We start from the raw sequence: 14,584 nt of genomic DNA on the forward strand, positions 1-14,584 counted from the left end.
AATTACATAGAAATACAGCAATTTGTGTCTCATTAGATAAAGAATAGTGGTTAAAGTTATATTAAACTTTAGGATTAAATTGTTAATGAGTGTTATAAACCTCGTTTTAATTCAAATGAAGGCCTAAAAAGCAAGAGGCTGAAAGAAAGTTTTGGTGATTTGCTTTCTTTCAGCCTCTGATCTTTTACCTGTGTTTTACCAACAGCCAGCTTGAATATTTTATGGAAACTGAAGACCCATATTCTGTCCAGGTGATAAAATACCAATAAGTAGCAGTAGGAACATATCTGCCCCCGATTCTTCCATCCCAGGTATATCTGTTTTCTGGAGTTCCTCTGAAGATTTCGGCTCCATATCGGTCAAAGATGCGGAATACAAGATTATCATTGGCCATTAGAGCAGAATAATCAATGCCCTCATTGCGGCCGTCACCATTGGGTGTAATGGTATTGATAAGATTAATAATGGCAAATTCCTTTTTAACTTCACCACATACCTTAGAGTCTCTTACCATAACATAGTGTGCTCCTCTTGGTACATCATAAAAGACATTTGAGTTTTGCCACACAACGCCATCCAGTGAATATTGATAAGGAGGTGTACCTCCGGTTACTCCAACTTTTACTGTAGTTCCATCAATTTCAATTGAAGTAATTTGAGGAAGCTGATATTCTGTAACGTTTACAAGTTGTTTATAAACACATCCATTGAAAGTAAGCTCTACCCAATAGCTTCCTGCAGGAACGTTGGTGATTGAGTGGGTAGTTGCACCGGTACTCCATAGGTATTTTTCAAATCCAGGGCCGGCATCCAGTGTTGTAGTTGCTTTTGGACAAATGGTTTGGTCTATCAGTATATTTGATTTTTTTGGGATCTTAATGGTAATTTTAATAGAAGCGACTTCCGGACAGACTCCATTTTTTTCAAAACGAATATAAAAAGTCTGGGGAGCTGTAATATTGATTGTTGCAGCAATTGGGTTGATGTCATTTTGAGCATCCGACAAGCTTCCATGAAATGTATACGTTACAGTAGGATCGGTTGTGAACATAGGAATGAACTGAGCGAGATTTACGGATTTTACTCCATCCAGATCGTCATCACACACAGTATCGGTAACAGATCTGCTGGATAATGGTATCCTTGCTCCGATACTGAACTGTAAAGGTTTAATTACTGAGGCGCAGCCATCAGGAGAATCTACTCTGATGTAAATGGTTGTTGTAGCTGTATAGCTCCAGATATTGGGAAGTGTGTTGGCATTTCCTGCATTGGCATCAGCTAAGTTTGCATAATATCTTACTGTAAAATACGTCGGGTTATTAAGAACAATACCCGTGATGTTGGATAGTATAATATTGACTGTTCCATCCATATTGTCATCACAGAAAGTACCATTGTAGTTATCCACAACTATGGCCTTGTTGTAAAGAGAAAGAGTTATCTGCGCGATACTTTTACATCCCAGACTATTTTTTACTACGGCATATACGATGGTTCCGTTGGGTGCGGTATAGGAATTGGCTGTTGTAATCAATGCAGCAGGATTTTCCGTTTGAGCATCTAGCAGTGTAGGGTAATAGGTGATATTTACAGGGGTATTTGCCGTTACATTGGCTGTCGTCAGATTGAATGTTCCCTGTCCATTGATGTCACAGGCTTTCATGGTTACATTGGTAACGGTAATAGCTTTGATATTGATGGTTACTGTCACGGTTTCACAATCCGGGAAGTCAGGATCATTGCCACAGAAGGTATACGTGAATGTATCTGTTCCGGCGGTACCAGGAGTATTAACTGTATAGGTGATGATTCCTGTAGTAGGATTTATAACTGCTGTGCCAAGCGTGGGTGGAGTTGTAATAGCAACAGTGGCAGGTACTGGAGTTTGTGGGGAATTACTGAATGCAGGAGGTATGGTCTGGGTGGTACACACGTCATAGGAGGCGGCTGTAAGTTTGGTACAGTTCAGTACTTTTAACTGCTCGGTAACTAATGGGGCACAGCTGCCCATAGTTACGGAACAGATGTAATATCCAGATTGTGTGGGAGTAATTGAAGAACCTGTAGCACCAGAAACAGGATTGCCGTTTCTGTACCATTGATAGGTATCATAAATGATGGGATCTACAGTAAGTACAATTCCCGGAACACAATTTCCTCCTGATTTTATAATAACTGGCTGTGTAGGGAAGCCTGCAAAGAATCCTCCATAGCCTACTGCATCACTGCCTGCAGTAATACCCGCAGTGATTGCTTTGTTGGAAACTATGGTTATTGTTCCCGTCGTATTAGGAATTCCATAAGTAACCCAATTGTTGGTTCCTGTCATATTGTAGGGGCCGGTTGAGGCTGGTGGATTTACACCATTTACAGTAACCGTGGCTCCTCTTTCTGTAATAAGATTCAGCTTTGTAGGAATATTAAGAATTCCCAGAGGGTTTCCATTAGAATGAACAAAGTTTTCATCAATAAAGCCCAGCTCATTGATTTGCTTGGGAAGATAACAGTTTAGGGCAGGAATAAAATTAAAACCTCCGGTAGCTACTTCATTTCCTGTATTAGAATCTCCCGATAAAATTTGGTAGACATAGGCGTTTTTAGAAGTTTTAATATATAAGTTATAATGTCCTCCACCTTGAAGCATGTATTTCGTATCAGGAATAATAAAGTATTTTCCGGTGTTGAGGGTAGCAATAGGAACCAGTTCGTTATTTACATAAATTTGAGTATTGTCTTCGGTGGCCACAATGATGGCCCCTTCCATATTGGAGCCAATAGTTCCGTTGCCTTTCACGAGGGCAAATTCATTACCAAGACGGTCAACCGGTACTGCCTGATCCATTAGGATATCAGAGCTTGTGGAGAAATTTCCTGCGTATTGGCCATTGAAGTTTCCATTGGTTACATTCACTGGTTTGTTTGACGTGATTTTGGCTCCGATAAATCCATCAAGATTTCCAGTCATGTCTCCAATCCCGTCAATGATATAAGATTGTCCTTTGTTTAGGGCTATCGTCATGGTGGGATTCGTTGCTCCTGTAGTTCCGTTTGAAAACTGTACCTGCGGGCTGTAACCAGTAATGGTAACCATGGTATTATCCTCTGTTGCCAGAATACTGGTCATGAAGTTTAGAATGCCATTGCTTACGGTAATAGGAGCAAAAGCGGTGAAGAAATTTTTTCCGGTGGAAGGAATTCCTTTGGAAGTAATAATTTCTGCATGGTTATGTACTGAAAATCTTAAGTTGGCATAAAAAGGAAATTCAGCCTTTAGGTATAGCCCTTTTGTAGTAGGGGTAAATACATCTGACTGTTGTGTGGTAATAATATAATTCCTTAAAACGTCAAATTTCTGGGGATTGTTTTTACTGATATTTACAGTTCCGATGAGAACATTATTGTTATAAATATTCACGGGAAAGGGGGTCGTTCTACTGGTAGACAGATAAATTTTCTGGTAGGGGCTGGGTGCTCCTGATCTATCCACCATTGGAGCAAACCAATGTTCTCGGTCCAATTGTGCAAAAGCAGAGGTGAAAATGTAGAATATAAATAAAAAAGATAGAACTTTCTTCATTCAGTAAGGGTATTTATCACAAATTTAATAATAAAAAGTATTGTATTGTTGAAAAGGTAATAAAAAAACCGCGATTTTAAAATCGCGGTTTTGAATGTTGTATTTTGAATTTGTTATTCTCTGTTTTTTACTAAAATCCAGCCAGTGTATTTTACCTGAGTCTTTTCTTTATTAGCCTCATTCCAGGAAACGTGATACCAGTATGTACCGGTTACAAGTCTCTTGTCAAAATGTTTTCCATCCCACTTGTAATTGTTGAATTTAGTTCCGGTGAATATCATGTTACCATATCTGTCATACACTACAAAAGATAGGTTGTCTTTATAAGCAAGTTCACTGTAATCAATGAAGTCATTTACATTATCTCCGTTAGGAGTAATGGCGTTCAATAGATTTGGAACTGTAATTTCTGTTGCAACAGGTGTACAGTTGTAGGCATCTTTTACATAGAATGTGTGCTGGCCTCTGGTTAATCCTGTGAAAGTGTTAGAATCCTGCCAGTTTGCAGTACCGTCTACAGCAAATTTATAAGGAGGTTTACCACCTATTGCAATTACTGTTGCACTGTTATTGTTGATTTCTATTTGTTGAATTACTGGATCTTCGGCTTTTTTCACTCTTACTACTTGTGTAAGGAAACATCCGTTTTTACTAAGTATTACAGAATATTCACCAACTCCAACGTTTCTGATTCCTGAAGTAGTAGCACCATTGCTCCACTGATAAGAGTCATATCCAGGTCCTGCATCTAAGTCTATTTTAGCATCCATACAAATATATCTATCTACCAGGATCGGAGACATCTTGATTGGAAGAGGAATAAGTTCAATCTTTGAAATAGCGGTACAGCCTTCGGCAGTAGATACTTTTACATATACAAATCCACCAGTTGCAGGGAAGTTGTCAGGTGTAGTTATTTCATTGATACCTGCATTAAGGTCATTTAATGAACGGTAGTATTTCTTTATTGCAGCTCCGTAATCTGTAATTTTTGCCTTAGTTAAGTCAAAATAAGCATAAGGTGCTACATCATACCAACAAGCTTTAATAGTGTCATCTTTTACAACAAAAGGAATTACATTAAGCTCCAAGGTAACCTCTTCACAGTCTGTAAACTCTACAGAGTCTCCACAGAATGTATAAACGATTTTGTCTGGTCCCTCATAATTGGCATTTGGTGTATAGGTAATTGTTCCGTTTGGATTTACAACTGCCGTACCTTTAGTAGGAGGGGTCAAAATCTTTACTGTAGTTGCTACAGGAGTCTGTGTTGAAGACGTAAAAGTAGGTGTAATTATTTTGGTAGCACAAACTGCAAGGTTTTGTTTTGTAATTTTTAAACAGTTTTGTACTTTATAAATAGGCGTTGTAACAGGCGGACATGTTCCCATTGTTACTTTTACCGTATAATTTCCGGATTGCGTAGGAGTATAGCTGTAAGATGTTGCTCCTGGGATAGCCACTCCGTTTCTGAACCACTGGTAAGTTTCATATCCGTCATCTACTTCCAGAATAAGTCCAGGAACACAGTCTCCTGTTTTTTTAGCAATGACAGGAATTGAAGAGAATCCTGCAAAGTAACCTCCATATCCTGCAGAGCTGTATCCTCCATTAATACCAGCAGTTACAGCTTTTGTAGAGGTAATGGTAAGGTTGTCAACAACTCCGGATATTGCATAAGTTACCCACTGGGTATTTCCTGTAAGAGGATAGGGTCCTTCCGCTGGGCTAGGAGGGTTACTGTTTACCAATACGGTAGCTCCGGCCTCAGTTAGAATGTTAAGTTTTAATGTAATATTATCGGTAATTCCTGGCATTTCATTGATCTTACCAATCTCATCAATTTTTCTTGGTAAGAAACAGTTCAATGGTGGGATATAGTTAAATCCATTGGTTGCTGCATTGCCATCTATTCCTATAAACTGATACAAATACACATTTTTGGATGTTGAGATAAGCATGTTAGAATGATTTCCGGCACCAGGTTGTGTTACATAGCTGGTTTCGTTAATTCTGTACCAACCTCCTGCGTTAATAGTTTCAATAGGCGTTGAAGAGCCATTCAGGTAAATTGCAGTGTTGTCTTCAGTAGCAATAATAAGTCCACCCTCCATGTTAAGTGACGGATTTGTGGATCTTGTTTTTACCATGGCAAAAGTGCTTCCAAGTCTATCCACAGGAACAGACTGGTCAAGAATAGGGTCAGAGCCACTTGTAGGTGTTGAGAAGTTACCGTTGCAACTTCCGTTCGTAAGAGTCACCGGTTTGTCAGCAACCACCTTTGCACCTATAAATCCGTTCTTATTAGCTGCATTGGATCCACTTCCTGTAAAAATAAAAGATTCTCCTTTATTTAAAACAAATGTATGGGTGTTTCCGGGAGGTGTTCCGTTAATGAATACAAGTCCCGGGGTATTCCATGATACTGTTACAGTGGTATTGTTCTCAGTAGCCAAAATTCCTGCTGTAAAGTTGTAAAGACTGTTAAGGTCTGTATTAGGGCTGGCTGCCACATAAAACTGCTTACCAATTCCGGCTTTTCCTTTACTGGTAATAATTTCACCGTGTACAGATTGTGCTAATCTTAAACTACAGTAAAAAGGCTTTTCTCCTTTTAGATAAAGCCCTTTGCTGCCAACATTAAAAGCTTGAGTAGTCCCACTGGCAGATATGATAGATGCATCTACATCAACAGTCTGGGGGTTTCCTTTACTAATGGTAACCGTTGTAAGAACGTTATTGTTATTAAATACTTGTACGGGAAAGGGAGTTGTGGAATCTGTGGATAGATACAACCTGTTCTCAAATTCCCCTACAGAGGGAGCTGTGTAATAAGGTGCAATCCAATGTTCAGTATCCCTTTGCGCAAAGAGGGTATTAATTGTAAAAAAAAGTAATACCAAACTGAGTAGAAATCTTTTCATGTGTATGGAATTAGGATTTCTACAAAATTAAAATAAAAAATCAAATACCTTTAATAAATTACAAACAAATGTTAGAAATTACTCTCGATTTTTAATTAAAAGCCATCCTGAGTGTGAAACTTGTAATTTTGAATCTGGCTCAATCCATCTTATTACATACCAATAGGTTCCCGTAGGAAGGTTTCTTCCATTTGATCTTCCGTCCCAAATATAATTTTTATCCGAAGACTTATAAACAGAGGCTCCGTAGCGATCTGCTACTTCTATGGATACGTCTTGTTTTATTCTTAATTCAGAATAATTAAGGACATCATTGATGCCATCTCCATTAGGAGTAATTGTATTGATAAGATTGATCACTAAAAACTCCTTGGTAATATGACGACACCCATCTGAACCCAATACATATACAGTATGAAGACCCCTTGATAATCCTGTGAAAACATTGGATGACTGGTAATCGAAACCATTTAATGAATACTTATAGGGAGGAGTTCCTCCGGTTACATAAACCGTTGCCGTAGTACCGGAAACCTCTATTCTTGTAATAGTAGGAGATTGTGCTGCTGTTACATTTACCTGCTGACGGTAAACACATCCATTGAATCCCAGGTCTACATAATAGCTTCCCACATTTCCAATAATAGTTTGAGTAGTAGCTCCATTGCTCCATAAGTAAGAAGAAAACCCGGGCCCTGCATCCAATAGAATCTTTTCGTTGGAACAGATGATCTGATCATGAAGCGTGTTCGATTTTTTTGGAGTCTTCAACGTAATTGTTAATACACCGGAATTGGGACATCCTGTACTGCTCTGGAATCTTACATAAAATACACCCGTAGATGTAACAACTTGTGAAGCAGCAATAGGGTTGATTCCTGCCTGAGCATTGGCAAGTGAAGCATAAAATGATAAAACTACTGCCGGATCTATTGTAAATAAAGCCTTGTAGTCATTAAGGTTTACAGATTCTGAACCATTAAGATCATTGTCACAGAGGTCTGTTTTTGCATTGTCTGTTATTAATGGGATTTTATTTCCAATGGTAAAATTAATTTGCCCCAAGGCTGGTGGGCAGTCTCCCACATTAGCAGTTACCCTTACGTATACAATGGTACTGGCTGTATAAGTCCAGTTGGCAGGAAGAGTATTGTTATTTCCTGCATTGGCATCTGCCTGGCTCAGGTAATATTTTACAGTAAGGTTGGCGGAATTAGCTACAATTTGTGGTGTTACATTGTTGAAATTAACATTCACTATTCCATCTAAATTTTCATCACAAATATTAGCATTGAAGTTACTTGTATTGATGTTAGGGGTAGGGTAAATAGTTAATGTAATTGCAGACACTTTAGAACACCCATAAATAGACGTTACATTGGCATAAACAGTTCCGGATGGTCCTGAATAAGCAGTGGGAGTAGCTATTGGTCCTGTTAAATTAGCATTTGTAAAGTAAGTTACCGTTGCGCTGGCATCCGGAGTTACATTGGCGGTCTTCAGATTAAAAGTTCCGTTTCCGTTGGCTGCAGCACAAGAAAACAGACTGTCATTAGTGGTCTGAAGAACATGGGTATTCACTACAATTTTAAAGTATTCAAATGCTGCAGGAGTTCCATTTCCCTGAATATAATAAGTGAATGTATCCGTAATATCTGTAGTAATACCTGCATTGGGGGTATAAGTAATTTGCCCTGTTATAGGGTTTATTGCCACTGTTCCATTAGTTGGCTGTACAATAATGCTTGTATTGGCCGGAACTACCGCCTGGCCTGAGCTTGTAAATGTAGGAGTAATTGCTTTCGTATTGCATGATCCAATATCATAGATTGTTGTAGAAATTGGCGGGCATGCTGTATAGTCGTACTCTGCAGTCATTCTGGATTCACAGCCGGTTTTAGTAATATAACAGGTATATATTCCAGATCCGTATAAATCAGGATTGATGGTAGGTGTTATGGCTCCGGGAATTTCAACTCCGTTAAGATACCACTTGTAGGCATCATGTCCCGCATCTACCTCAAGAAGTACTCCATTGTAACAATCGCCGCTTTTGGAAATTACCGGAATAGAAGAAAAACCGGCGAAATATCCTCCATATCCTACAGCACCATTTCCTGCTGCAATTCCTGCTGTAATGGGTTTTGTAGAAGTTACGGTGATATTTCCCGTTACATTGGGCATGGAGTAGGTTACCCAATTTGAATTTCCATTTACAGGAGCAAATCCTGTTACAGGATTTCCATTAACGGTTACAGTAGCCCCGGTTTGGGTAATAATATTAAGTTTTGTATTATAAGCAGTACTGCCTATCATATTAATGAGACCTATCTCGTTAATTTCTTTTGGTAGAAAACAGCTTAACGGTGGTATGAAATTCATCCCTCCTGTCTGATAAACTGTACTTCCTGAAGCTCCGGCAAGAAGTTGGTACACATACACGTTTTTGCTGGCCGAAATATTCATGTTATAATTTCCGTTACCCTGATTGATGTAGCTTGTCGCTTCAATCATACGATACTCTCCGGCATTAAGGTTAACACCGGCTAGTGGATTTCCGTTAACGGTAAGTGTAGTATTGTTTTCTGTAGCAATAACCAATGCTTTTTCCATTCCTACAGTATTGGGTCCATTTCCTTTTACCATTATAAAATCTTTTCCAAGCCTCTCTGTAGGAACAGCCTGGTCCATCAATATATCTACATTGGTGCTGTTTTGAGTTGTATACAGACCATTGAAGTTTCCGTTAGTTACCGATACTGGTTTGTTGGCAACCAATTTTGCCCCTAGCAATCCTTTTCTGTTATTAACGCCGCCCATATCACTATTTACATCAAGGATATAAGATTTACCTTTATTAATAGTAAATGTTCTGGAAGACATTACACTGCCGTCAGCAAAAACAATATTAGGACTATATCCTGAGAGAGTTACCGTCGTATTGTCTTCTGTAGCAGTAACTCCTACAGTGGAGTTTACATAGTCTTTTGGAGAGGTAGTAGGAGCCGTTCCTATGAAAAAAGTTTTTCCAACTCCGGCCATTCCTTTAGAAGTAATAATTTCAGCCTGTTGCGGAACTGAAAATCTAAAGTTAGCAAAGAATTTTTTAGATCCTTTTACATGCAGCCCCATTGTGTTTTGGCTAAACAGATTATTCATGGTGGAAGCAATCATGTAAGTGCTTGGAACTGCAAGTTGCACGGGATTTCCTTTACTTACCTGTACGGTAGAAAATACAATGTTATTATTAGAGACCTGTACAGAAAACGGAGCCGTCTCGTTGGTTGATAGATACAAATAACATAACGGGGGATTATTTCCCTGAAGCGAACTTGCAGACATGGGAGCAAACCAGTGCTCGGTATCCAATTGTGCATTAACAATTAAGCAAAAAAAAGTGCAAATAGCTAGTAGAAATTTTTTCATGTATTATTATAAGGGGCCGCAAATCTAAGCATTAATAGTCACATTTTTTATGTGAAAAAAGCGTTGGAATTTAGATTGCTATACAATTGTTGAATATTTAAAATTTACTTCATTTTGCGTTCATATTGATGAATTGATTCCAAAAAAAAAATCCCGATGAAATTCATCGGGATTAAGTATTTTCTTTGAAAGAGAGATTAAGCTAGGCTTACTCTTACAAATGCAGTTACTTTAAGATCTGCATTTACAGACTTTACATAGTCAGCTACAGAAATAGAGCTGTCTTTGATGAAATCTTGGTGTACCAAAGTGTTGTCTTTGTAGAATCTCTGCATTTTACCTTTCAAGATATTGTCGATAATGTTTGCAGGCTTCCCTTCTTCAACAAGTTTGTGTCTTTCGATCTCTAATTCTTTATCAATAGTTTCCTGAGAAACAGAAGTTTCATCAAGAGCAATTGGGTTCATTGCAGCAGCCTGCATAGAAACAGCTTTAGCAGCTTCGTCAGCTCCTTCTACTTTAGCAGAAAGTGAAGTGATAGCAGCAATTTTGTTTCCAGCGTGGATGTAAGCTCCTAGGTAAGGACCTGTAATTCTTTCGAATGCACCGATCTCGATTTTCTCACCGATAACTCCTGTCTGCTCGATTAATTTCTCAGCAACAGTCATTCCGTGGAAATCTGTAGCCAATAATTCTTCTTTAGTTGCAGCGAAAATAGCCATTTCAGCTAATTCGTAAGCAAGCTCGATGAAAGCTTCGTTTTTAGCAACAAAGTCAGTTTCACAGTTTAAAGAAATTACAACACCTAAAGTGTTATCTTCGTTTACTCTTGCGATTACTGCACCTTCACTTGAATCTCTGTCAGCTCTGTTAGCAGCAACTTTTTGTCCTTTTTTTCTAAGGATATCTACCGCTTTTTCGAAGTCTCCTTCAGCTTCAACTAGAGCTTTCTTGCAGTCCATCATACCTGCACCTGTTTGGTTTCTTAATTTAGCTACGTCTGCAGCAACTGGTGTATAAGACATAATATCTATTATTTTTTATTTAAGATTAGTATTAATTTTTAGCTTAATTTTAGAGCAGTGCAAAGATAATGATTTTAATGATAAACTAAAAAATGACTTTTCACGTTATTAATATATTTAATACTATTTTAAAGATTTGATTAATGAAAAAAATCTTCCTTCTCCTATTTATATGCGTTTTTTCTCTTGGATTTTCTCAAAAAAAGAAAAAATCAAAATCTAAAGCTGTTGTAGAAAAAGAAACTGTGATCATTTATACAGAGCAGGAAGCAGAGACTTCTAAAGAAGCAAGAGTCATTGCAGGCTTTATAAAGCAGAACCCAGGTCATGCGAAAACTGATTACTTGAAAAAAAGATTGATGGATATTATCATGGCAGATAATTCTCCGGAAGCTAAACCTACCATAAAGCCAATCAGTAAAGAAAAAATCGAAAAGATTGTAAAAAATAATGAACTGAATAGCGGTAAAGTGCTGGCCAGCAATAATACTTCGGGTAATACCAAAGCTGCCACCACAAATAACGCAAAGAATACTGATAAAATTAATGATGCTATTAATGCTTTGAAAGAAGAAAGACGAGTTACCTATGCATCAGCAGGATCTGCCAAGAGTGCCGGAACTGCAAAATCGGAGCCTAGCAGCGATGCTAAAAGAACAGCAGCAATGTTGACGCATATCTTTAATACTGATATAAGTTCTAAAGAAGCTTATATTAATATTAAAAACAGGTCCAGTTGTAATTTGGTCGTAAAAATCAGTGGAAAGAAATATTATAATTTAACTGTTCCTGCGAGGGGACAAAATTTTATTTTGATAGATAAAGGAGAATATGTGCTGACAACAATGGTTTGTGATGCGAAATATTCTTCATTAAAGAAAATTACCCAGGATATTGAGATTGCCCTCAATGTTGCTGAGGATTAAAGAAGAAGACTAAAGTAAAAAAGGTTAAGAAAATTTTCTTAACCTTTTTTTATTTTTATCCTTTAAACTGACCCATCGCAATGAACTTGTCCTGTCTCTGGGTTTCAAGCTCCTGTCCTGTAAATTTGGAAAAAGCCTTGATATTTTGTAAAATAGAATTTTTCAAGTTTAAATAAGTGGTCTCCTGATCGTAGTGAGCGCCTCCTAGTGGTTCTTCAACAATTCCGTCAATGAACTTTTCTCTTAAGGCATCCTGAGGAGTAAGGTTTAATGCATTGGCTGCATCTTCCTTGTGATCCCAGTTTCTCCATAGAATAGAAGAACAGCTTTCTGGTGCAATTACAGTATACCACGTATTTTCCAACATATATACTTTGTTACCCACACCTATTCCTAAAGCTCCACCACTAGCTCCTTCACCAATGATGTAAGTGAAAATTGGAGTCTTCAGCTGAACCATTTCAAAAATATTTCTTGCAATAGCTTCACCTTGTCCTCTTTCTTCAGCTTCTAATCCTGGATAAGCTCCCGGTGTATCTACCAGAGTTACCACAGGAATATTGAATTTTTCAGCAAGCTTCATTAGTCTCAAAGCTTTTCTGTATCCCTCTGGATTTGGCATTCCAAATCTTCTATGCTGTCTTTCCTTAGTTGTTCTTCCTTTTTGAGTCCCTATGATCATTACTTTCTGACCATCAAGGGTAATCAATCCTCCAATCATTGCCGGATCATCAGCGAAATTTCTGTCTCCGTGAAGTTCTAAGAAACTGCCTTTGTCTGCCATTCCGTTAATATAGTCCAATGTATAAGGACGATCCGGGTGACGGGACAGTTGTACTCTTTGCCAAGGTGTAAGATTTCCATAGATTTCTTTTTTCTTTTCTAAAATCTTATCCTCAATCTGGCTGCATGCTAATTTTACATCAACACCACTTTCTTCTCCTACTAAAGAACACGTCTGGTATTGGTCCATCAATTCTTTGATAGGAAGTTCGAAACTTAAATATTCCATTTCTTGAAGTAAATTAAATCTTTCAAATGTATGAAAAATTATGTTAATTCTATTTAAAATTATTTATAGCATTGCTTATTCTAGAGGTACTTTCCTCTTTACCAATGATTTCCAGAATGTCCGGAACATCTGGTCCTTTCAATTCTCCTACTAAAGATAAACGTAGAGGCATCATTACCTTACCCATTCCTAAGCCTTTGTTTTCCGCGAAATCATGCATAGCCTGCTTTAAGGTTTCAGCAACAAAGTCTGTAGATTCAAATATTGTGGATAATTCTCCTAAAATAGCAGATGTTTCGTCATTCCAAGCTTTTTTGGATGCCTTTTCATCATAAGAAGTTGGAGCCTCAAAGAAGAACTTTCCATTTTCATAGATATCCTTAGGGAAAGTAGCTCTTTCTTTCATCAGGTGAATCACCTTTAAAAGTTTTTCATCAGAAGCGGCAGAAAGATCAAGATCTGTATTTTTAAGGATCTGAAGAAGCTCTTCATCAGACTTCATCTGAATATACTGGTGGTTAAACCATTCTGATTTTTCCTTACTGAATCTTGCCCCAGCCTTGTGTACTTTATGAAGATCAAATTCCTTAATCATCTCTTCCAAAGGAAGAATTTCCTTATCATCCGCAGGAGACCATCCCAATAAAGCTACCATATTGATAAATGCATCAGGAAGATAGCCGTTTTCTCTGTACCCTTTAGATACTACACCTGTTTCAGGATCCTTGAAATCAAGCGGGAATACTGGGAATCCGAATTTATCACCATCTCTCTTGCTTAGTTTTCCTTTTCCTTCAGGCTTTAGAATTAAAGATAGGTGTGCAAATTGTGGAGCTTCCCACTGCATTGCTTCATATAATAAAGTGTGTAATCCTAAAGAGGGTAACCATTCTTCACCACGAATCACGTGAGAAATCTCCATTTCGTGGTCATCAATGATATTGGCGAAATGGTAAGTAGGCATTCCGTCATTTTTTACAAGAACTTTGTCATCCAATGTATTGGTATTCACAGAGGATTTTCCACGGATGATATCCTCAAGATTTAAAACTCTGTCAACAGGCATTTTAAACCTTACTACATAAGGCGTTTTTTCATCCAGTAATCTTTGAACTTCCTCTTCAGAAAGTGCAAGGCTATTTCTTAAACGGTTTCTTGTTTTGTTGTCATAAGAGAAAACATCCCCTTTTGCTTCGAATTCTGCACGGATGGCATCCAGCTCTTCCGGAGTATCAAAAGCGATGTAAGCATAATCTGTCTTTAGAATCTGCTCTGTATATCTGTCATAGATGTCTCTTCTTTCAGATTGTCTGTAGGGAGCAAACTTTCCTCCTTTCTTAGGACTTTCATCAGGAATAATTCCGCACCATTCCAAAGCTTCTTCAATATATTCTTCAGCTCCTTCTACATATCTTGCGGTATCTGTATCTTCAATTCTTAATACAAATTCTCCCCCTTGATTTTTAGCAAAAAGATAATCATATAATGCGGTTCTTACGCCTCCCAAGTGCAAAGGTCCTGTAGGACTTGGAGCAAAACGTACTCTTACTTTCTCCATTTTCAATTTAAATTTTTGCAAATTTACTTAAAATTATGCGGTTAAGAGATGATTTATCACTTCGTCTTGGCTTTTTTGTTTTTAAATATAAATCTAAAAGACGGAAGGTTAGAAAATGATATTGAGAGATGAC

General features: G+C 37.9%; 7 protein-coding genes. 1 reads left to right on the plus strand and 6 read right to left on the minus strand.

All coding sequences use genetic code 11. The annotated features are described in order from the left end of the window. Positions 1-184: 184 nt before the first annotated feature. From C7D53_RS00250 to tsf, 4 genes are all read right to left on the minus strand, one after another. Positions 185-3,580 carry a T9SS type B sorting domain-containing protein gene (locus C7D53_RS00250; RefSeq protein WP_106914439.1) on the minus strand — a complete coding sequence of 1,132 codons (3,396 nt, stop codon included), beginning with the start codon at positions 3,578-3,580 and terminating at the stop codon, positions 185-187. A 113-nt stretch (positions 3,581-3,693) separates the two neighbouring features. After that, positions 3,694-6,504: a T9SS type B sorting domain-containing protein gene (locus C7D53_RS00255; RefSeq protein WP_106914440.1), complete on the minus strand. Its 2,811-nt coding sequence runs from the start codon at positions 6,502-6,504 to the stop codon at positions 3,694-3,696. Between the two features lie 78 nt (positions 6,505-6,582). Next, positions 6,583-9,930, minus strand: a complete 3,348-nt coding sequence (locus C7D53_RS00260) for a T9SS type B sorting domain-containing protein (protein ID WP_228422129.1) — start codon at positions 9,928-9,930, stop codon at positions 6,583-6,585. A gap of 197 nt (positions 9,931-10,127) precedes the next feature. Next, positions 10,128-10,955 (minus strand): translation elongation factor Ts, encoded by an 828-nt coding sequence (gene tsf, locus C7D53_RS00265; RefSeq protein ID WP_106914441.1) that lies wholly within the window; start codon positions 10,953-10,955, stop codon positions 10,128-10,130. A 143-nt stretch (positions 10,956-11,098) separates the two neighbouring features. Here tsf and C7D53_RS00270 point away from each other — a divergent pair, with 143 nt between their 5' ends. After that, positions 11,099-11,881, plus strand: coding sequence for a DUF6759 domain-containing protein (locus tag C7D53_RS00270; RefSeq protein WP_106914442.1), 783 nt, complete (start codon positions 11,099-11,101; stop codon positions 11,879-11,881). Between the two features lie 55 nt (positions 11,882-11,936). Here the strand turns inward: C7D53_RS00270 and C7D53_RS00275 are convergent, their stop codons facing one another. Both C7D53_RS00275 and gltX read right to left on the minus strand, forming a co-directional pair. Continuing rightward, complete coding sequence (locus C7D53_RS00275) at positions 11,937-12,893, minus strand: acetyl-CoA carboxylase carboxyltransferase subunit alpha (protein ID WP_106914443.1); 957 nt, start codon at positions 12,891-12,893, stop codon at positions 11,937-11,939. 49 nt (positions 12,894-12,942) lie between these two features. Further along, positions 12,943-14,451 carry a glutamate--tRNA ligase gene (gene gltX / locus C7D53_RS00280; protein WP_106914444.1) on the minus strand — a complete coding sequence of 503 codons (1,509 nt, stop codon included), beginning with the start codon at positions 14,449-14,451 and terminating at the stop codon, positions 12,943-12,945. Between the last annotated feature and the right edge of the window lie 133 nt (positions 14,452-14,584).

The organism is Chryseobacterium aurantiacum (genome assembly GCF_003020585.1).
Lineage (GTDB): Bacteria > Bacteroidota > Bacteroidia > Flavobacteriales > Weeksellaceae > Chryseobacterium > Chryseobacterium aurantiacum.